This window comes from Kitasatospora sp. Ki12, from assembly GCF_054601375.1.
Window position 1 is genome coordinate 3,811,202 of sequence record NZ_BAAIHT010000001.1, and the last position, 19,153, is coordinate 3,830,354.

19 protein-coding genes and 1 riboswitch are annotated in these 19,153 nt (G+C 71.1%); of the genes, 9 read left to right on the forward strand and 10 right to left on the reverse strand.

The features are described 5' to 3' along the window. Positions 1-113 precede the first annotated feature (113 nt). Both ACYP53_RS16860 and ACYP53_RS16865 read right to left on the reverse strand, forming a co-directional pair. Positions 114-797 (reverse strand): hypothetical protein, encoded by a 684-nt coding sequence (locus tag ACYP53_RS16860; protein ID WP_459647861.1) that lies wholly within the window; start codon positions 795-797, stop codon positions 114-116. Positions 798-932: 135 nt separating this feature from the next. Then, positions 933-1,139 carry a hypothetical protein gene (locus ACYP53_RS16865; protein WP_189915184.1) on the reverse strand — a complete coding sequence of 69 codons (207 nt, stop codon included), beginning with the start codon at positions 1,137-1,139 and terminating at the stop codon, positions 933-935. 278 nt (positions 1,140-1,417) lie between these two features. On the opposite strand from ACYP53_RS16865, the gene ACYP53_RS16870 reads away from it, so the two are divergent. Continuing rightward, positions 1,418-2,395, forward strand: coding sequence for a carbohydrate kinase family protein (locus ACYP53_RS16870; RefSeq protein WP_189915183.1), 978 nt, complete (start codon positions 1,418-1,420; stop codon positions 2,393-2,395). Here the strand turns inward: ACYP53_RS16870 and ACYP53_RS16875 are convergent. Then, positions 2,388-3,920 (reverse strand): aminotransferase class V-fold PLP-dependent enzyme, encoded by a 1,533-nt coding sequence (locus ACYP53_RS16875; RefSeq protein WP_459647862.1) that lies wholly within the window; start codon positions 3,918-3,920, stop codon positions 2,388-2,390. The genes ACYP53_RS16870 and ACYP53_RS16875 overlap by 8 nt on opposite strands. A 363-nt stretch (positions 3,921-4,283) precedes the next feature. Between ACYP53_RS16875 and ctaC the strand changes: the two genes are divergently transcribed. From ctaC to ACYP53_RS16895, 4 genes are all read left to right on the forward strand, one after another. Next, positions 4,284-5,138: an aa3-type cytochrome oxidase subunit II gene (ctaC, locus tag ACYP53_RS16880; RefSeq protein ID WP_189915179.1), complete on the forward strand. Its 855-nt coding sequence runs from the start codon at positions 4,284-4,286 to the stop codon at positions 5,136-5,138. Then, positions 5,135-6,910 (forward strand): aa3-type cytochrome oxidase subunit I, encoded by a 1,776-nt coding sequence (ctaD, locus tag ACYP53_RS16885; protein WP_189915177.1) that lies wholly within the window; start codon positions 5,135-5,137, stop codon positions 6,908-6,910. Before ctaC ends, ctaD begins: the two co-directional genes overlap by 4 nt. Further along, positions 6,910-7,326 carry a cytochrome c oxidase subunit 4 gene (locus ACYP53_RS16890; RefSeq protein ID WP_189915175.1) on the forward strand — a complete coding sequence of 139 codons (417 nt, stop codon included), beginning with the start codon at positions 6,910-6,912 and terminating at the stop codon, positions 7,324-7,326. The genes ctaD and ACYP53_RS16890 overlap by 1 nt, the downstream gene beginning before the upstream one ends. Positions 7,327-7,495: 169 nt before the next feature. Continuing rightward, the gene (locus tag ACYP53_RS16895; protein ID WP_189915173.1) at positions 7,496-8,752 is read left to right on the forward strand and encodes a L,D-transpeptidase; all 1,257 of its coding nucleotides are present in this window, start codon (positions 7,496-7,498) and stop codon (positions 8,750-8,752) included. A gap of 32 nt (positions 8,753-8,784) precedes the next feature. Here the strand turns inward: ACYP53_RS16895 and ACYP53_RS16900 are convergent, their stop codons facing one another. The 5 genes from ACYP53_RS16900 to ctaE all read right to left on the reverse strand — a co-directional run bounded on the left by ACYP53_RS16900 (position 8,785) and on the right by ctaE (position 13,599). Next, on the reverse strand, positions 8,785-9,156 hold the full coding sequence (locus ACYP53_RS16900; protein ID WP_189915171.1) for a GntR family transcriptional regulator: 372 nt from the start codon (positions 9,154-9,156) through the stop codon (positions 8,785-8,787). Between the two features lie 109 nt (positions 9,157-9,265). After that, a complete protein-coding gene (gene qcrB / locus ACYP53_RS16905) occupies positions 9,266-10,924 on the reverse strand; it encodes a cytochrome bc1 complex cytochrome b subunit (RefSeq protein WP_189915169.1) in 1,659 nt (552 codons plus the stop codon). Further along, complete coding sequence (qcrA, locus tag ACYP53_RS16910) at positions 10,921-11,973, reverse strand: cytochrome bc1 complex Rieske iron-sulfur subunit (RefSeq protein WP_189915167.1); 1,053 nt, start codon at positions 11,971-11,973, stop codon at positions 10,921-10,923. The genes qcrB and qcrA overlap by 4 nt, the downstream gene beginning before the upstream one ends. Before the next feature lie 8 nt (positions 11,974-11,981). Next, positions 11,982-12,791: a cytochrome bc1 complex diheme cytochrome c subunit gene (qcrC, locus tag ACYP53_RS16915; protein ID WP_189915165.1), complete on the reverse strand. Its 810-nt coding sequence runs from the start codon at positions 12,789-12,791 to the stop codon at positions 11,982-11,984. 187 nt (positions 12,792-12,978) lie between these two features. Then, positions 12,979-13,599, reverse strand: a complete 621-nt coding sequence (gene ctaE, locus ACYP53_RS16920; RefSeq protein WP_097238232.1) for an aa3-type cytochrome oxidase subunit III — start codon at positions 13,597-13,599, stop codon at positions 12,979-12,981. Positions 13,600-13,994: 395 nt separating this feature from the next. Here ctaE and ACYP53_RS16925 point away from each other — a divergent pair, with 395 nt between their 5' ends. The 3 genes from ACYP53_RS16925 to ACYP53_RS16935 all read left to right on the forward strand — a co-directional run bounded on the left by ACYP53_RS16925 (position 13,995) and on the right by ACYP53_RS16935 (position 17,444). Then, positions 13,995-14,420 (forward strand): response regulator, encoded by a 426-nt coding sequence (locus tag ACYP53_RS16925; RefSeq protein ID WP_189915158.1) that lies wholly within the window; start codon positions 13,995-13,997, stop codon positions 14,418-14,420. Positions 14,421-14,539: 119 nt separating this feature from the next. Then, a complete protein-coding gene (gene trpD, locus ACYP53_RS16930) occupies positions 14,540-15,616 on the forward strand; it encodes an anthranilate phosphoribosyltransferase (RefSeq protein ID WP_189915156.1) in 1,077 nt (358 codons plus the stop codon). 246 nt (positions 15,617-15,862) lie between these two features. Then, positions 15,863-15,981: riboswitch (SAM riboswitch) on the forward strand. Between the two features lie 50 nt (positions 15,982-16,031). Then, a complete protein-coding gene (locus ACYP53_RS16935; RefSeq protein ID WP_459647863.1) occupies positions 16,032-17,444 on the forward strand; it encodes an aminotransferase class V-fold PLP-dependent enzyme in 1,413 nt (470 codons plus the stop codon). 33 nt (positions 17,445-17,477) lie between these two features. Here the strand turns inward: ACYP53_RS16935 and ACYP53_RS16940 are convergent, their stop codons facing one another. Together ACYP53_RS16940 and ACYP53_RS16945 are read right to left on the reverse strand one after the other, a co-directional pair. Then, entirely contained in the window at positions 17,478-17,759 is a 282-nt protein-coding gene (locus tag ACYP53_RS16940; RefSeq protein WP_189915153.1) for an Lrp/AsnC family transcriptional regulator, read from the reverse strand. A 41-nt stretch (positions 17,760-17,800) separates the two neighbouring features. Then, positions 17,801-18,583, reverse strand: coding sequence for a rhomboid family intramembrane serine protease (locus ACYP53_RS16945; RefSeq protein WP_189915151.1), 783 nt, complete (start codon positions 18,581-18,583; stop codon positions 17,801-17,803). A gap of 201 nt (positions 18,584-18,784) precedes the next feature. Between ACYP53_RS16945 and ACYP53_RS16950 the strand changes: the two genes are divergently transcribed. Next, positions 18,785-19,048: a hypothetical protein gene (locus ACYP53_RS16950; protein WP_189915149.1), complete on the forward strand. Its 264-nt coding sequence runs from the start codon at positions 18,785-18,787 to the stop codon at positions 19,046-19,048. Positions 19,049-19,153: the final 105 nt, after the last annotated feature.

A 19,153-nucleotide genomic window follows, 5' to 3' on the forward strand; every position in this document is an offset into this window, starting at 1 on the left:
TCGTCTAGGCCCGCAGCGTTCGGCCGGCCCCGCCGCTTCGGCTGGGCCAGCTGCGAAGAGGCGGCCCCGGGAGCTCCCGGGGCCGCCTCTTCGTCGTCTCCGCGCCCGCGGCGCTACTGGCCGGCGACGTCCGGGGTGACCGGGTCCGGCCCGCTGTGCGGGTCGGCCTCCAGCGGCACCTCCTGGCCGCTGGTCTTGTCGACCACCGTCCGGCCGGCCAGCGGCGAGCGCAGGTCGGTCGCCACCGACTGCCGCTTGGCCAGCGCGTTGCAGACCTGCCCGGGCTGCACGGCGGGCTGGCCCGGCACCACCACGACGTCCACCCGGCCCGGCTGCGACTCGTCCGCCTTCAGCGCGTACTTCGTGCAGACCCCGCCGAAGAAGTAGACGGTCAGCTTGGTGGTGCCGTCCACCCGGTAGGCCACCGGCGGACGGGCCGGCGAGCCCGAGCCCGAACCGTTGGGGTTCGGCTCGCCCGGTGCGATCCCGTTGACCGGGGGAGTGCCCGGCACCGGCTGCCCGGGAGCGGGAGAGGCCGGGGTGGGCACGAAATCGGTCGGCGGCGCCGACGGCCGGCCGGTGTCCGAGGGGCTGCCGGTCGGAGCCGCCGCGGAGGGGCTGCCGGAGGGAACCGGGGCCTGCGGGGAGGCGCTCGCCGAGGCCGAGCCGCTCGTCGCCGAGTCCGAGGCCGGCTTCCCGTCCCCGTTGCACCCGGCCACCGTCACCGCCGCCGCCAGCGCCAGAGCCGCCAGGGCCGCCGTCCGCCGACCACGCCGGGGCATCGTCTCCAGATCCATCTGCACATCCTCCCGAGAGCTCAGCGGTGCGGCCTCCTCGGCCGCTCCGCGCGGATGTGACGTGCTCCGGGCGGATCCGGTTCCGCTTCGATTCGTCGGCGGTTCGATTCGCCGGCGGTTGGATCGGGCCGCGGCTCAGAAGCCGTACTCGGCCATCCCCGCGACCACCCGCTGCGCCCCGGACGGCACCCGCAGGCCGGCCGACACCGGGGCCGTCGGCTCCGGGCCGGCCACCAGCAGCGGCCAGAACCGGCGCAGCCGCCGGGAGGAGTCCACCAGGGCGTCGAGGGTCTCGCCGTCCTCGGCCCGCCGGGCGGACAACGGGGAGTGGTCGGTCATCATCGGGCATCGCTCCGATCGGGAGCCGTGGCGACACTGCCACGGTCGACGTCGGGGCCCGCCCGCGCGGCGGGCCTCCTGAGGGCGACCCTAGGACGGCCTCCGCCCGCCCACCAGTGCTACCCGGAGGTAGTACACGTTCGACGGCGACGGGTGCCACGATGGCCGTGAGGGCGGCAACTTGCGGCACTCTTGCCGGGGCACCTCCGGTGGCCGGGTACCGTGAGTGGGTTCACCCCCGCCTGCCCGCTGGCACAGCAGCCACCCTGAGGAGACCTTCCGTGCGTATCGCCGTCGCCGGCTCGATCGCCACCGACCACCTGATGACGTTCCCCGGCCGGTTCGCCGACCAGCTCGTCGCCGAGCAGCTGCACACCGTGTCGCTGTCCTTCCTGGTCGACACTCTGGACATCCGCCGCGGCGGGGTCGCCCCGAACATCGCCTTCGGCATGGGTGTGCTCGGGCTCCGCCCGGTCCTGGTCGGTGCCGCCGGCGCGGACTTCGCCGAGTACCGCAGCTGGCTGGAGCGCAACAACGTGGACTGCGACTCCGTCCACATCTCCGAGACCCGGCACACCGCCCGCTTCATGTGCACCACGGACGAGGACCACAACCAGATCGCCTCGTTCTACACGGGCGCCATGGCCGAGGCCCGCAGCATCGAGCTGAAGCCGATCTTCGACCGGGTCGGCGGCCTGGACCTCGTCCTGATCGGCGCCGACGACCCGCAGGGCATGGTCCGCCACACCCAGGAGTGCCGTACCCGCGGCTACGCCTTCGCCGCCGACCCCTCCCAGCAGCTGGCCCGCCTGGAGGGCGACGACATCCGCGAGATCGTGGACGGCGCCGCGTACCTCTTCACCAACGAGTACGAGGCCGCGCTGATCGAGACCAAGACCGGCTGGGACGCCGAGGAGCTGCTGACCCGCGTCGGCACCCGGATCACCACCCTCGGCAGCAAGGGCGTCCGGATCGAGCGCAAGGGCGAGGCCGCGATCCTGGTCGGCTGCGCCCAGGAGGAGGCCAAGGTCGACCCGACCGGCGTCGGCGACGCCTTCCGGGCCGGCTTCCTGGCCGGTCTGTCCTGGGACCTCGACCTGGAGCGCTCCGCCCAGCTCGGCTGCATGCTCGCCACCCTGGTCATCGAGACCGTCGGCACCCAGGAGTACGAGCTGCGCCCGACCGGCTTCCTGAAGCGCTTCGAGGACAGCTACGGCGCCGAGGCGGCCGCCGAGATCCGCGCGCACCTGGTCAAGTAGTCCGCCGCACCACGAGGTAGGCCGAGCCCCGGTCGCCGCCGTAGTCGGCGGCCGGGGCCTCGCCCGCGTACTCGTGCCCGCGCATCCCGCACCAGGCCGGGATGTCCAGCCGGGCCGCCTCGTCGTCCGCCAGCACCGCGACCGTGCCGCCCTCCGGCACCTCGCCGATCCGCTTCGCCAGCTCGATCACCGGCAGCGGACACCGCTTGCCCAGGGCGTCGATGACTGTGACTCGCCCGCTCGCCTCCGGGCGCTCGGACCCGGCGCCGACAGTCCTCCCTCCCGCACTCCCTCCTTCGTCGGTCGCTTGTCGCTCGTCATTTACGGCACCGGCGCGCCCTTCGGCTCGGGGCGGCAGCTCAGCCGAGGCCGTCGAGGCCTCCGGGGCCGGCAGGTCCAGCCCGAGCGGCGCCCGGACGCCAGCCACCAGGTCGGGCAGCACCGCGAGGAAGCGGTCCACGTCGGTCTCGGCCGTTCCGTACGGCAGCGAGACCCGGACGTTGCCCTCGGTGAGCACCCCCATCGCCGCCAGCACATGGCTGGGCGTCAGCGTGGAGGAGGTGCAGGAGGAGCCGGAGGAGACCGCGAAGCCGGCCCGGTCCAGCTCGGTCAGCAGCACCTCGCCGTCGACGTACAGGCAGGAGAAGGTGACGATGTGCGGCAGCCGCCGTACCGGGTCGCCGACCACCTCGACCTCGGGCACCAGGCGCGGCACCCGGGCCCGGATCCGTTCCACCAGCGCGTGCAGCCGGGCGTTCTCCCGGTCGGCCTCGGCCCGTACGGCGCGCAGCGAAGCGGCCGCGGCCACGATCGCCGGGACGTTGACGTAGCCGGGCACCCTGCCGCCCTCGCGTTCGTCGGCCGGCAGCGGCGAGGAGTAGCGGACGCCCTTGCGCACCGCCAGCACCCCGACCCCCGCCGGGCCGCCCCACTTGTGCGCGCTCGCGGTCAGCAGCGACCAGCCCGCCGGGACGTCCGTCCGGCCCGCGCTCTGCGCCGCGTCCACCAGCAGCGGGACGCCGGCCGCGGCGCACAGCTCGGCGACCTCGCCGACCGGCTGGACCGTGCCCACCTCGTGGTTGGCGCTCTGCAGCGCGGCCAGCGCGGTGTCGGGCCGCAGCAGCGCGCCGAAGGCCGCCGGGTCGACCCGTCCGCCCCGGTCGACCGGCACCACCGAGACCTCGCCCCCGCCCGCCTCGTGGCGTTCGGCGACGTGCAGCACGCTGGAGTGCTCCACCGCGGAGTGCACCAGGTGGGCGCCGCGCCGCCGGTGGCCGGTCAGGGCGCCGAGCAGGCCGAGCTGGACGGCCTGGGTGCCGCTCGCGGTGAAGGCGATCTCGTCGGCCCGCGCGCCCAGCACCGCGGCGACCGTCTCGCGGGCGGCGTCCAGCAGCATCCGGGCCTGCCGGCCGGAGCGGTACAGCCGGGCCGGATCGGCCCAGCCCTCGTCCAGGGCGGCGGTCAGCGCCTGCCGCGCGACGGGGTGCAGAGGGGCCGTCGAGGCCGCGTCGAAGTACACGGTCACATTTAACGACACACCGGGGGCGGGTCCGGGTCCGCTCGCCGGGCTCACCCACCGTCAGTCGATCACCCCGAATGTCCGCTTCGTCCGCGTCCGACGGGTCGTCACGGGCGTTGTCCGAGGTCATCCCCCGATCGGGCGTACGGACCTCGAATGCCTACGATGACCTGCGGCGCAGCCCCTGCCGGGCCTGATCGGGCGACCGGGCGGCGCGTTACCGGGGGCTGCCCGTCAGGAGCGCATAAGGCTGGAGTAGGGTTTGGCCCGCATAAGCATTCAAACCGTGCCCGTGGACGGGTCGCCGTGGAGGCTCACACTCCTCCCCGGGGCGACGCGAAGGCGGGCGAGACTTCGGGAAGGCGCTACGTGAGTCCCAACGGCTCCGACCGCTCGCCGCGGCGCACGATGCGGCGGAAGCTGCCTCAGGCGCTGGCACTGGGCCTCGTCATCGCGACCGCCACCGGCTGCTCGGCCAACGACCTCCCCAGGCTTGGCCTCCCGAGCCCCGTCACCAAGGAAGGGCCGATGGTCCTCCAGATGTGGCAGGGGTCCTGGATCGCGGCGCTGGTGGTCGGCGTACTGATGTGGGGTCTGATCATCTGGAGCGTGATCTTCCACCGGCGCAAGCGCACCGGCGTGGAGATCCCCCCGCAGACCCGGTACAACGTGCCCATCGAGGCGCTCTACACCGCGGTCCCCATCATCATCGTCTCGGTGCTCTTCTACTTCGTCGCCCGCGACGAGAACAAGCTGACGCACGTCTCCGAGAAGCCGCAGCACTACGTCAACGTGGTCGGCTTCCAGTGGAGCTGGGCGTTCAACTACGAGAACACCGAGACCCCTGACCCGGCCAACAAGGACGCCGCGTACGAGGTCGGCACCCCCAAGGACGTGCCGACGCTCTGGCTGCCGGTCAACGAGACGGTGCAGTTCCGTCTGACCTCGCGTGACGTCATCCACGACTTCTGGCCCGTCAACTTCATGATGAAGATGGACGTCGTGCCGGGCGTGGTGAACAAGTTCGAGGTCACCCCGACCGTCAAGGGCGAGTACATGGGCAAGTGTGCCGAGCTCTGCGGCACCGACCACTCGCGCATGCTGTTCAACGTCAAGGTCGTCGACCGCGCCGACTACGACAAGCACCTGGCCGAGCTTCGCGCCAAGGGTCAGAACGGTGCGGTGCCCTCCGGCCTCATCACCATGGGAAGTGAAGAGAAGTGACCATCCTCAACGAGCCCGCCGCGGCCGGCGGGGGCGCCGAGGCCGTCACGGTCGGGGCGCAGCGGACCCGGAAGCCGGGTTCGACCATCATCAAGTGGTTGACGACCACTGACCACAAGACGATCGGCACCCTGTACCTGGGCACGTCGTTCGCCTTCTTCCTGATCGGCGGCATCCTCGCCCTGGTCATGCGCGCCGAGCTGGCTCGTCCCGGGACCCAGATCCTGTCGAACGAGCAGTTCAACCAGGCGTTCACGATGCACGGCACGATCATGCTGCTGATGTTCGCGACGCCGCTGTTCGCCGGCTTCGCCAACTGGATCATGCCGCTGCAGATCGGCGCCCCGGACGTGGCCTTCCCGCGTCTGAACATGTTCGCGTACTGGCTGTACCTCTTCGGTTCGACCATCGCGGTGGCGGGCTTCCTGACCCCGAACGGCGCTGCCAACTTCGGTTGGTTCGCCTACTCCCCGCTGTCGGACGCGGTGCACTCGCCGGGCATCGGCGGCGACATGTGGATCATGGGTCTGGCCTTCTCCGGCTTCGGCACGATCCTCGGTGCGGTCAACTTCATCACCACGATCATCTGCATGCGCGCCCCCGGCATGACGATGTTCCGGATGTCGATCTTCGTCTGGAACGTCCTGCTGACCTCGGTGCTGGTCCTGCTGGCCTTCCCGGTCCTGGCCGCCGCGCTGTTCGCCCTGGAGGCCGACCGCAAGTTCGGTGCCCACGTCTTCGACCCGGCCAACGGCGGGGCGATGCTCTGGCAGCACCTGTTCTGGTTCTTCGGCCACCCCGAGGTGTACATCATCGCGCTGCCGTTCTTCGGCATCGTCTCGGAGATCATCCCGGTCTTCAGCCGCAAGCCGATGTTCGGCTACTCCGGCCTGATCGCGGCCACCATCGCGATCGCCGGCCTGTCGGTGACGGTGTGGGCGCACCACATGTACGTCACCGGGCAGGTACTGCTGCCGTTCTTCTCGTTCATGACCTTCCTGATCGCGGTCCCGACCGGTGTGAAGTTCTTCAACTGGGTCGGCACCATGTGGAAGGGCTCGCTGAGCTTCGAGACCCCGATGCTCTGGACGGTCGGCTTCCTGGTCACCTTCCTCTTCGGTGGTCTGACCGGTGTCCTGCTGGCCTCCCCGCCGATCGACTTCCACGTCTCGGACTCGTACTTCGTCGTCGCCCACTTCCACTACGTGGTCTTCGGCACCGTCGTCTTCGCGATGTTCGCCGGCTTCCACTTCTGGTGGCCGAAGATGACCGGCAAGATGCTGGACGAGCGCCTCGGCAAGATCACCTTCTGGACGCTGTTCTTCGGCTTCCACACCACCTTCCTGGTGCAGCACTGGCTCGGCGCGGAGGGCATGCCCCGCCGCTACGCCGACTACCTGGCCTCGGACGGCTTCACCACCCTGAACACCGTCTCGACCATCGGCTCCTTCGTGCTCGGCCTGTCGATCCTGCCGTTCCTCTACAACGTCTGGAAGACCGCCAAGTACGGCGAGAAGGTCACCGTGGACGACCCGTGGGGCTTCGGCCGTTCGCTGGAGTGGGCGACCTCCTGCCCGCCGCCGCGGCACAACTTCCTCACGCTGCCCCGGATCCGCTCCGAATCCCCGGCCTTCGACCTCCACCACCCGGAGATCGCCGCGCTGGACTACCTGGAGAACCACGGTGAGCCGGCCAAGCACCTCGCCGGTGTGACCCCGGCGAAGTACGACGCCCCGAAGCTGGGCAAGGGCAAGCAGGAGGGTGACGCCTGATGAAGGAACAGGGAAAGATCTTCCTGGGCCTGTCGGTCTTCGTGCTGGCGATGGCCATCACGTACGGCCTGTGGACCAACAACTCGGGCCCGGGCCTGGAGGCCGCCGGTACCACGGCGCTGTTCCTCGCCTTCGCCCTGTGCGCCTTCATCGGGTACTACCTCGCCTTCACCGCCCGCCGGGTGGACAGCGGCGCGGGTGACAACCCCGAGGCCGAGGTCGCGGACGACTCCGGCGAGCTGGGCTTCTTCGCCCCGCACAGCTGGCAGCCGCTCTCGCTGGCGCTCGGTGGCGCGCTCGCCTTCCTGGGCGTGATCTTCGGCTGGTGGCTGATGTTCTGGGCCGCCCCGATCATCATGATCGGCATCTTCGGATGGGTCTTCGAGTTCTACCGGGGCGAGAACCAGAACCAGTAGGGTTCCGCAACCGACACCAGGGCCGGTCCTCCCGCACGGGGGGGACCGGCCCTGGCGCGTCCGCGGGGTGACGCCTCACTCGGCCGGGTGAACGGGGGGTCGCTCGGATGTCGCTTCGGCACCAGGCGTTCCTACGATCTGATCAATCGTGCGAACCCCGGAGGCGGTCATGGCCGACAGGCGCGGAATCGCGGGTATCGGCGGCATCTCGCTGGCCCTCGCAGTGCTGGCCCCGCTGGCCGCCTGCTCGTCCGGCGGGGAGGAGTCGGCCGGGCCGCACCGGATCGACGCGGCCCCGCTGGTCCACCTCTCGGCGGACGGCAGGACCGATCCCTCCCAGCCGGTCACCGTGACGGCCGTCGAGGGCAGCCGGCTCACCGACGTCACCGTGGTGGGCCCGGACGGCCGGGTGGTCGCGGGCCGGCTCGCCGACGACCAGCGCAGCTGGCAGACCACCGGCCGGCTGAAGGCCGGCACCGCGTACTCCGTCCGGGTCTCCGCCGACGACGGCAAGGGCGGCCGGGGCGACACCACCCAGAACTTCTCCACCCTCGCCGCCCAGCGCCTGCTCACCGCCAAGCTCGGCCCGGACTCCTCCGGCAGCGGGGTCTACGGGGTGGGCCAGCCGCTCACCGTGCAGCTCTCCGAGGCGGTGAAGGACCCGCAGGCCCGTCAGGAGGTCGAGCAGGCCCTGACCGTGACCTCCCAGCCCGCCGTCACCGGCGCCTGGTACTGGGTGGACGACAAGAACCTGCACTTCCGCCCGGAGGAGTACTGGCCGGCCGGGACGACCGTCGCGCTGGCCTTCGACGGCACCGGCAGCCGGATCGCCGACGGCCTCTACGGCGGCGACCGCAGCTCGCTGCGGATCCGGATAGGCGAGCGGGTCGAGTCGGTGGTCGACGCGGCCACCCACGAACTCACCCTCAAGCGCGACGGCGAGGTCGTCCGGACGATCCCGGTCACCACCGGCAAGCCCGGCTTCGACACCCGCAACGGCGTCAAGGTGGTGCTCGGCCAGGAGAAGTCCGTCCGGATGAACGGCGAGACCATCGGCATAGCCGCCGGCAGCACGGAGGCCTATGACCTCGACGTGCTGTGGGCCACCCGGGTGACCTGGAGCGGGGAGTACGTCCACGCGGCGCCCTGGTCGGTCGGCTCGCAGGGCTACGAGAACGTCAGCCACGGCTGTACCGGCATGAGCACCGAGAACGCCAAGTGGTTCTACGACAACACCCGGGTGGGGGACCTGGTGACGGTGGTGAACAGCCACGGCGCCACGATGGAGCCGTTCGGCAACGGCTTCGGGGACTGGAACGTCACCTGGACGGACTGGGTCAAGCACAGCGCCGCCGGACAGCCCCTCAGCACCACCGCACCGGCCGCCCAGGCCCCGGCCGCCGGGATGATCCGCCCGGAGGTCTGAGCCCCCGCAGACCCCCCTCAGGCCCCTCGTCGTCAGCCTTCGGGGTAGGCCAGCCCCAGGGCGGTGACGACCGCTGCCAGGGCGTCCGCGTGGGAGAGCCCGAGGCGCTCGGCGCGCTCGGCGTACTCGGCGGCGGCCGCGGCGGCCAGCCGGTGCGCGGTGTCCCCGGCGGCGGCGATCAGGGTGCCGCGCCGGCCGTGGGTCTCCACCACGCCGTCGGCCTCCAGCTCCCGGTACGCCCGGGCGACGGTGCCGGCGGCCAGCCCCAGCTCCTCGGCCAGCGCCCGGACGGTGGGCAGCTTCAGCCCGGTCGGCAGCTCCCCGGTGCGGGCCCGCTCGGCGATCTGGGCGCGGATCTGCTCGTACGGGGGAGTGGCGGACGCGGGGTCGACGGAGAGCTGCACGGGGGCTCCAGGGGCGCGGCGGGTACGGGCTGGCGGATGCGGGAAAGGCCGAGGGCCGCCGACCAGATGAACTCTGGTCAGCGGCCCTCGGGGTGACGCGGGTACGGGATCAGTGGTGGCCGTGGCCGCTGGTGATCTCGTGGTGCTCCTCGGCGGTGGGCTTGGGGATTTGGCTGCCCTCGCCGTAGAAGCCGCGGGACAGCTTGGCCCGGGTGCGGGTGAGGGCGCCGGCCTTGCGGGCCACGCCGTTCTCGTCCGTCTGGGCCGGCAGCTCGACCGGCTGGGTCTGCTCGTGCGCGGTGAGCTTGAACAGGTCCTTCTGCGGCAGCTGCGCGTGGACCTCGACGAACTCGCCGTGCGGCAGGCGCTTGATGACGCCCGTCTCGCGGCCGTGCAGCACCTTCTCCTTGTCACGGCGCTGGAGGCCGAGGCACCAGCGCTTGGTGATGATGAAGACGATGACCGGCACCGCGAAGAAGCCGACGCGGACGAAGTAGGTGATCGAGTTGATCGACAGGTGCAGGTGGGTGGCGAACAGGTCGTTGCCACCACCGACCAGCAGGACCAGGTAGAGGCTGATCCAGGCGGCACCCAGGGCGGTGCGGACCGGGGCGTTGCGCGGGCGGTCCAGGATGTGGTGCTCGCGCTTGTCGCCGGTGATCCAGCCCTCGATGAAGGGGTAGACCGCGATCGCGACCAGGACCAGCGGGAAGATCATCAGCGGGACGAAGACACCCAGGTTCAGGGTGTGGCCCCACAGGCTGATCTCCCAGCCCGGCATGACACGGATCAGGCCCTCGGAGAAGCCCATGTACCAGTCGGGCTGGGCGTCCGTGGACACCTGGTCCGGACGGTACGGGCCGTACGCCCAGATCGGGTTGATCGAGGCGATCGCCGAGATGGCGGAGATCAGACCGAAGACCAGGAAGAAGAAGCCACCGGCCTTGGCCATGTAGACCGGCATCAGCGGCATGCCGACGACGTTCTTCTCGGTCTTGCCCGGGCCCGCCCACTGGGTGTGCTTGTGGTAGAAGACCAGGATCAGGTGCGCCACCAGCAGGCCGAGCATGATGCCCGGGATCAGCAGCACGTGGATGGTGAAGAACCGCGGGATGATGTCGTGGCCGGGGAACTCGCCGCCGTACAGGAACATCTGCAGGTAGGTGCCGACCAGCGGGACGGCGAGGATCGCGCCTTCCATGAAGCGGATACCGGTACCCGACAGCAGGTCGTCCGGCAGCGAGTAGCCGAAGAAGCCGTCGAACATGCCCAGGACCAGCAGCAGGAAGCCGAAGACCCAGTTGATCTCGCGGGGCTTGCGGAACGCGCCGGTGAAGAACACGCGCATCATGTGCACGAGCATCGCGGCCACGAAGACCAGCGCGGCCCAGTGGTGGATCTGACGGATCAGCAGGCCGCCGCGGACCTCGAAGCTGATGTCGAGCGTCGACGCGTAGGCCTCGGACATGCCGATGCCCTTGAGCGGGACGTACGACCCGTTGTAGATCACCTCGCCCATGGAGGGCTTGAAGAACAGCGTCAGGTAGACGCCGGTCAGGATGATGATCACGAACGAGTAGAGGCAGATCTCGCCCAGCATGAAGGACCAGTGGTCCGGGAAGATCTTGCGGAGGTTGGCCTTGGCCAGGGAGTAGATCCCCAGCCGGCCGTCCGTCCAGTCAGCGGCGGCTTCCCACTTGTTGGCGGGCTTGTCGCGCGTGCTGGAGGGCTTGGCGGCACCGGTCGTGGTGCTGCTCGCGCTACTCATCGAGCACGCTCCCAGAAGCTCGGGCCGACGGGCTCGGCGAAGTCGCCGGTGGCGACCAGGTTGCCCTTTTCGTCAGTGGTGATCTTCAGCTGCGGCAGCGGGTGGCCGGCCGGGCCGAAGATGACGCGCGCGCCGTCCGCCAGGTCGAAGGTCGACTGGTGGCAGGGGCAGAGCGCGTGGTGGGTCTGCTGCTCGTACAGGCTGATCGGGCAGCCGACGTGGGTGCAGATCTTGGAGTAGGCGAGGATGCCCTCGAAGCCCAGCTCCTTGGACTTGTCGTCCTTGATGTCGTCCGGCGCGATGCGGACCAGCATCAGGGCGTCCTTGGCGATGCGCTGCTGGAAGTCCTCGTCGTGGGTCGACAGGCCCTCCGGCATGGCGAAGGTCAGCGACCCGATGATGACGTCCTCGGGCTTCATCGGCTGCATGGTGTTCATGTTGACGAGCTGCAGCGGCTTGGTCTCCGTCGCCTCCTTCCAGCCGGTCTCCTGGAGCTTCTTCTCCGGGAGCGGGCCGAGGTCGCGGAGCAGGACCACGCCGGACAGCGGGACCAGGGCCATCGAACCGATGAGGGTGTTGCGGATCATCTTGCGGCGACCGAAGCCGGACTCCGCGGCACCGGTCTTGAACTGCTCGATGACGTCCGCGCGGACCTCGTCGGAGGCCTCGATCGGGTGACGCTCGGCCGGCAGCTCGACGTCCGACATCAGGGTGCGGGCCCAGTGGACCGCGCCCGCGCCGATCATGAAGAGGGCGACGCCCAGGGTCAGGCCCAGCGCGAAGTTCAGCGCGCTGACCTTGCCCAGCGGGAAGATGTAGACGATCTTGTCCGGGTCGATGGCCACGTACGAGGCGATGAAGCCCACGGTGGCGAGCATCGAGATCACGAACATCAGCGAGACCTGGCGCTCGGCGCGCGAGGCGGCCTTCTCGTCGATGTCGGTGCGACGGGGCTCGTGGGCCGGCAGGCCCGGGTCGGCGAACGGGTTGCCGTGCTCGGCCACCTCGCCGGCGGAGCCGTGCGACTCCGGGAGCTTCTCTTCTGACATGTCGTGGCTCATGACTTCTTGGCCTTGGTGGTGTGGGCGGCGACCCAGATCGCGACCGCGATGAGCGTGCCGAGCCCGAAGATCCAGCCGAACAGGCCCTCGGTCACCGGACCGAGGCTGCCGAGCGTGAGACCACCGGGGTTGGGCTCATCGGAGGTGGTGTGGCGGACGAAGGCCACGATCTGCTTCTTCTGCTCCTCGGGCATGGTGGTGTCCGGGAACGACGGCATGTTCTGCGGGCCGGTCTGCATGGCCTCGTAGATGTGCTTGGCGTCCACGCCCTCCAGCGACGGGGCGTACTTGCCCTTGGTCAGGGCACCGCCCTGGCCGGCGAAGTTGTGGCACTGGGCGCAGTTGGTGCGGAACAGCTCGCCACCCTTGGAGATGTCCTCGGGGTTGGTCGAGGTGTACTGCTCCTCCTTCGGGGTCACCGGGCCGGGGCCGAGAGAGGCGACGAAGGCGGCGAGCTGGTCGATCTCCGCCTGCGTGTAGATGTTCTTCTTGCGCGGCACCTGGGCGCCGGGCTGCTGGGCCGGCATGCGGCCGGTGCCGACCTGGAAGTCGACGGAGGCGGAGCCGACGCCGACCAGGCTCGGACCGTCACTGCTGCCCTGGCCGTTCAGGCCGTGGCAGGAGGAGCAACCGACGGCGAAGAGCTTCTTGCCCTCATCGATCGCGAGCGACTGCGCGGCGACGTCGGCCTGCGCCTTGTCGGCGGGCGCGAACGCGGCGTACAGCCCCCCGGTTGCCGCCAGGGCGAGAAGTAGGACGACCAGCGCCGCCAATGGGTGGCGCCGTCGTGCGGAGAGCTTTTTCACGGAATAACCCCGGTGTCAGGATCTGGTCGACTGGTGGGTGCACCCGGCGGCCGGTCTGGCCGGCACGAGGCTGCCTGTCTAGGGCTGCGCGCGCGGTCGGTCGGTGGGAGCGTCGGCACCGGCAGAAGCGGCCCGTCGCCGGTGAGGGCGGGGGCCGCAGCCGGTGGCCAGCGACCTGATCAGCTGGTTACTTGATCAGGTAGATGGTCGCGAACAGGCCGATCCACACGACGTCGACGAAGTGCCAGTAGTACGACACGACGATCGCGGCGGTGGCCTGCTCGTGCGTGAAGCGCTTGGCTGCGTACGTCCGTCCCAGGACCAGCAGGAAGGCGATCAGACCACCCGTCACGTGCAGGCCGTGGAAGCCGGTGGTCAGGTAGAACACCGTGCCGTACGGGTCGGAGGACAGGGACAGGCCGTCCTCCTTGACCAGCGCGGTGTACTCGTACACCTGGCCGCCGATGAAGATCGCGCCCATTGCGAACGTGAGGATGAACCACGCCCGGAGCTTCTTCACGTCACCGCGCTCGGCAGCGAACACACCGAGCTGGCAGGTCAGCGAGGAGAGCACCAGGATCGTGGTGTTGACCGAGGAGAACGGCACGTTGAGCGCGTGGGCCTTCTCGGTCCAGAACTCGGCTCCCTTGACGGAGCGGAGCGTGAAGTACATCGCGAAGAGGGCCGCGAAGAACATCAACTCGGAACTGAGCCAGACGATCGTTCCGACGCTGACCATGTTCGGCCGGTTGACCGATCCGTGCGCGTGCCCGGTTTCTACTGCTGTTGCTGTCGCCACGACGGACATTATGTCGGTCCCTTATTCCGTCTTCACGCCGGGGGGTGTCCCTCGGAGTGTCCGGTGCGTGCGGTATGCCCGCTTGAGGGGTGGCGGGGTGCCCGGACGGGGGTTGAGCAGCGGCGTGTCCCTTTTCTGACGGTTCCTCTGAGGGGTCCACGACCCCGTTGCCCGGCGCGTCGTTGCACGGTCGGCGTAGCCGCAGGAGGTAAGGGCGGGGAGCCGGGGTGGGCCGTACGGGGGAACGGGCGGTTCCGGGTGACGGCCCCTCCGCCAGCCGGGTGAGCCCCGGGCGCGGCGGCTTGAGCGGCAACGTGCGCGAGGGGGACTCGGCGGCGGGTGATCGGGAGTAGCATCCGGATCAGGCGAACGTGGTCCGGATCACACTTGAGGGAGCAGGGTCCATGGCGTACACGACCGATGAGACGCTCACCGTCCTCGTCTACAGCGACGACCGCAACACCCGCGAGCAGGTGCTGACGGCGCTCGGCCGTCGGCCCGCCGAGGATCTTCCGGAGCTGTCCTACCTGGAGTGCGCGACCACCCCCGCGGTGCTCAAGGCGCTGGAGAAGGGCGGCGTGGACCTCTGCGTGCTGGACGGCGAGGCCGTCCCGGCCGGCGGGCTGGGGCTCGGGCGTCAGCTGAAGGACGAGATCTACGGCTGCCCGCCGGTGCTGGTGCTGATCGGCCGGCCGCAGGACTCCTGGCTCGCCGCCTGGAGCAGGGCCGATGCCGCGATCTCCCACCCGGTGGACCCGGTGGCGCTGGCCGAGGCGGTCGCCACCCTGCTCCGGGCCCGGCTGGCGAAGCGGGCGCCGGCCACTCGTTGACCTGCGTTATTTCAGTAGGAGAGAAGACGGGGCCGTAGGCACCCGCCGCTCGATAGGCTGGCTCCATCCGTACGGACGTCCCCCGGGAGCGGGGGAACCGACAACAGCTGGAGTCAGCCATGGTGAACGTGAACCCTGCGAACGGCGGTAGCGACCCCGCGCAGGTGGTCCGCTCCTGGCCGGACCTCCTGACGGCGCTGTTGAAGGGGGAGGACCTCGACCGCTCGTCCACCGCGTGGGCGATGGACCGGATCATGAGCGGCGAGGCGTCCCCCGCGCAGGTGGCCGGGTTCATGATCGCGCTGCGGGCCAAGGGCGAGACGGTCGACGAGGTCACCGGTCTGGTGGACGCGATGTACGCGCACGCCGAGCCGCTGCACATCCCCGGCCCGGCGGTGGACATCGTCGGCACCGGCGGGGACCGGGCGAAGACCGTCAACATCTCCACGATGTCGGCGATCGTCGCCGCGGCGGCCGGCGCCAAGGTGGTCAAGCACGGCAACCGGGCCGCCTCCTCGTCCAGCGGGTCCTCCGACGTGCTGGAGAAGCTCGGCATCGCACTGGACCTGTCCGCCCGGCGGGTCGCCGAGGTGGCCGAGGAGGTCGGGCTCACCTTCTGCTTCGCGGCGAAGTTCCACCCCTCGATGCGGCACGCGGCCACCGCCCGGCGTGACCTCGGGGTGCCGACCGCGTTCAACCTCCTCGGCCCGCTGACCAACCCGGCCAAGGTCACCTCCCACGCCGTCGGCTGCTTCGACACCCGGCTCGCCGGGCTGATCGCCGGCGTCCTCGCCCGGCGCGGCTCGACCGCGCTGGTCTTCCGCGGCGACGACGGACTGGACGAGCTGACCACCGCCACCACCTCGCGGGTGTGGGTGGTGCGCGACGGGGTGGTCACCGAGACCTCCTTCGACCCGCGGGACGTCGGCATCGAGCTGGTCGGCATCGAGGCGCTGCGCGGCGGGGACCCGGCGTACAACGCCGAGGTCGCGCGCCGTCTGCTGGCGGGGGAGCGCGGGCCGGTGCGGGACGCCGTCCTGCTGAACACGGCGGCGGCGCTGGTCGCGCTCGACCTGGGCGAGGCACCGCTGGCGGAGCAGCTCGCGGCGGGCATGGTGCGGGCCGCGGAGGCCATCGACTCGGGCGCCGCGCAGGAGCTGTTGCGCCGCTGGTCGGACGCCACCACCCGCGGCTGAGACGGCAGTCGGGAGCCCGTACCGGTACGCCGGTGCGGGCTTCCGTGCTCTGAGCCGAAGGGGCCGCCCCGAGCCGAAGGGGCGCGCCGGTGCCGAAAGTTGAGGAGCGACAAGCGAGGGACGAGCGCCGGAGCGACGAGCGTCGGCGCCGGGTCGGAGCGCCCCGGAGGCGAGCGGGCGAAGGCGCCGTCCGGATGGTGGATGCCTGTTTGACCACCCGGCGGACGCGACCTAGAGTCTTCGGCAGGTCATGAGTGACAGCGCAAAGCCCCAGCTCGCTGTCCGGCAACCCTCCGTCCGTGGCGGGGTGCCCTGGGTGAGGACCGGGTCGTCACGGCATGCCGTCCGTGCGACAAGCGCGGACGCCCGACGACTGACACTCCCGGGGTCCCAGACCTCGAAGGAGTGCATCCTCATGTCGACTTCCGCCCACCCGTCTCCCGCCGCCACCCTTCTTTCGGCGCGCTCCGCGCGACCCCTCCCGGGCACCCCGCTCGCCGTCCTCGGTGCCGACGTCCAGGTCCCGCTCGTCAACGGTGAGAAGGTCGGCTACGCGGCGCTCGACTACGCGGCCAGTTCGCCCGCGCTGCAGCGGGTGTGGGACGACGTCGCCGCCTACGCCCCGTACTACGGCAGCGTGCACCGCGGTGCCGGGTACCTCTCGCAGCTCTCCACCGACCTGTTCGAGCAGAGCCGCCGCACCGTCGGCGAGTTCCTCGACCTGCGCGAGGGCGACCAGGTGGTCTTCACCCGGGCCACCACCGACTCGCTCAACCTGCTGGCCTCCGCCGTCCCGGCCGGCACCCGGGTGTTCGCCTTCGAGACCGAGCACCACGCCTCGCTGCTGCCCTGGGCGCACGCCGGACTGGCCGTCACCTACCTGCGCGCGCCGCGTTCGCGGGCCGAGGCGGTGGCCGCCCTGGACGCGGCGCTCGCCGGGGCGCCCGAGGGCCCGAAGCTGCTGTGCGTCACCGGCGCCTCCAACGTGACCGGCGAGCTCTGGCCGGTGGCCGAGCTGACCGCGACCGCGCACCGGCACGGCGCCCGGGTGGTCCTGGACGCCGCCCAGCTGGCCCCGCACCACCGGGTCTCGGTGCGCGAACTGGACGTCGACTGGATCGCCTTCTCCGGCCACAAGATCTACGCGCCGTTCGGCGCCGGGGTGCTGGCCGGCCGGGCGGACTGGCTGGACGAGGCGGAACCGTACCTGGCCGGCGGCGGGGCGACCCGCACGGTGGCCCGGGAGACGGACGGCTCGGTGGCCGTGCAGTGGCACACCGGACCGGCCCGGCACGAGGCCGGTTCGCCGAACGTCATCGGCGCCTACGCGATCGCCTCCGCCTGCCGGGCGCTGGGCGAGGCGGGCTTCGACGCGCTGGAGGCCCGGGAACGGCAGCTGGTCGACCGGCTGACCGCGGGGCTGGCGGAGATCCCGCAGGTCAAGGTGCTCAACCTGTTCGGGGAGGGCTCGGCGCGGGTCGGCGTGCTGTCCTTCGTCGTCCGGGGCTGGAACAGCTCGCACTTCTCGGCCGCGCTGTCCGCCGAGTACGGCATCGGGGTGCGCGACGGCCTGTTCTGCGCCCACCCGCTGGTGCGGACCCTGCTCGGGGACGAGGACGTGGCCCCGTCCGAGTGCGGCGCGCCGGAGCCGTCGCTGCCGGGCGAGCGCAGCCTGAACGCGATCCGGGTGAGCTTCGGGGCCGGGACTCCGGACGAGCACGTCGACCGCTTCCTGACCGCCGTCCGCGAGCTGGTCACGGACGGCGCGGCGTGGAACTACCGCAACGAGGGCGGCCGTTGTGTGGCCGACACGCGCCGGGAGGGCTGAGCCGGGCTCCCCGCCGGTCGGTGCCGGTCGTCACTACTCGTCCAGGCCGAGGGCGAAGGCGGCTTCCAGGTCGTGCTGGGAGTAGGTGCGGAAGGCGATCTGGGTCTCGGTGTGCGCCACGCCCGGGACCTTGTTGAGCCGGCCGGGGATGACCTCGGCCAGGTCGTCGTGACGGCGCACCCGGACCATCGCCACCAGGTCGTAGCCGCCGGTCACCGAGTACACCTCGCTGACCCCCTCGATGGAAGCGATGGCCTCGGCGATCTCCGGGATGCGGTCGACACTGGTCTTGATCAGGACGATGGCGGTGATCACTGTTCGGGCTCCTTTGTGAGGTGCCGCCAGCGTATCGGGCGTCAGCCGGGTCGTCGCGGGGGGTGGCGGACCACGGTGCAGGCGTAGAGGAAGCCGGCCGAGAAGCCGATCACGTGGACCAGGTAGGCCACCCCCGGGCCCGCCGAGTGCACCGACCACCACTGCAGCGCGAACCAGAGGCCCAGCACCAGCCAGGCCGGGAAGCGCAGCGGCAGGAAGAGCAGCAGCGGGACGAGGGTCGTCACCCGGGCCCGGGGGTGGAAGCGCAGATAGGCGCCCAGGACGCCGGAGATCGCGCCGGAGGCCCCGATGAGCACCCGGGTCGAGTCCGGCGAGTGCGCCTCGGCGAGCGCGAAGCCGTACGCGGCCAGACTGCCGGCGGCCAGGTAGAAGACGGCGTACCGGGCCCGGCCCAGCCGGCGTTCGACGGTGGGGCCGAAGACGTGGAGGAAGAGCAGGTTGCCCAGCAGGTGCAGCCAGCCGGCGTGCAGGAAGAGGCCGGTGAGGGCGGACAGCGCCGGGTGCTTGCCCGGGGTCGGGGCGGCCGGGCAGCCGGGGACGGGGTCGGGGGCCTCGGCCAGCTGTTCGGCGGTCAGCGTCCGTCCGCTCAGCAGTTCGGCCGGGACGGCGCCCCAGCGCTGTTCGTACCGCTGCTCCGCGCAGACCCGGGCCTGGCCGGTGCCGTACAGCGGATTGAGGCCGGCGGCCGGGCCGAGCAGGAAGACCAGGGTGTTGACCGCGATCAGGGCGTAGGTGACCGCCGGGGCGGGCGCGTCCGGCCGGCCGCCCCGCTCGGCGGTGTGGTCGGGGGCCGCGAGCGCCATGCGGCCAAGCATCCCTCCGGGCGCCGCAGGTGACACGGCGGTTTACGGCAGGTGGACTAGCCCCGCTATTCCGCTGACCGGTGGTCGTGGTGGTTGCCCCAGGCAATAGGCTTGGGGCGGGCAATCCCGCCTCCCGCCGCCGATGCCGGGGCTCCGGGGGGAGCGCCTAGCCCACGAAGGGACCACCCGAGAGGACCCCCGATGACCGTCCCCGCTCTGACCGCCGAGACGCGCTGGCGCTGCACCCTGTGCGGAAACCTCACCCGGTTCGACGTGACCCGCACCGCGCGGGTGACCGAGTTCCTGCACTTCGACCTGGCCGGCGACTCCAAGGTCGAGGAGACCGAGGTGCTGAGCGAGACCGTCGAGTCGGTGCGCTGCCGCTGGTGCAACGCCGTGGACCAGGTCGAACTGGTGGCCCGTCCGGGCGCCGAGGGCGTGGAGGCCCCGGCCGAGCAGGGCTGACCCCCGCAGCTTCGGCGGGCGGTGCGCGGCGCGCCCGTCCGCCGCACGGGACAATGACAGAGAACAAGACGTACGGAGCGTGACGACAGGGGGCGGTCGCGGCCG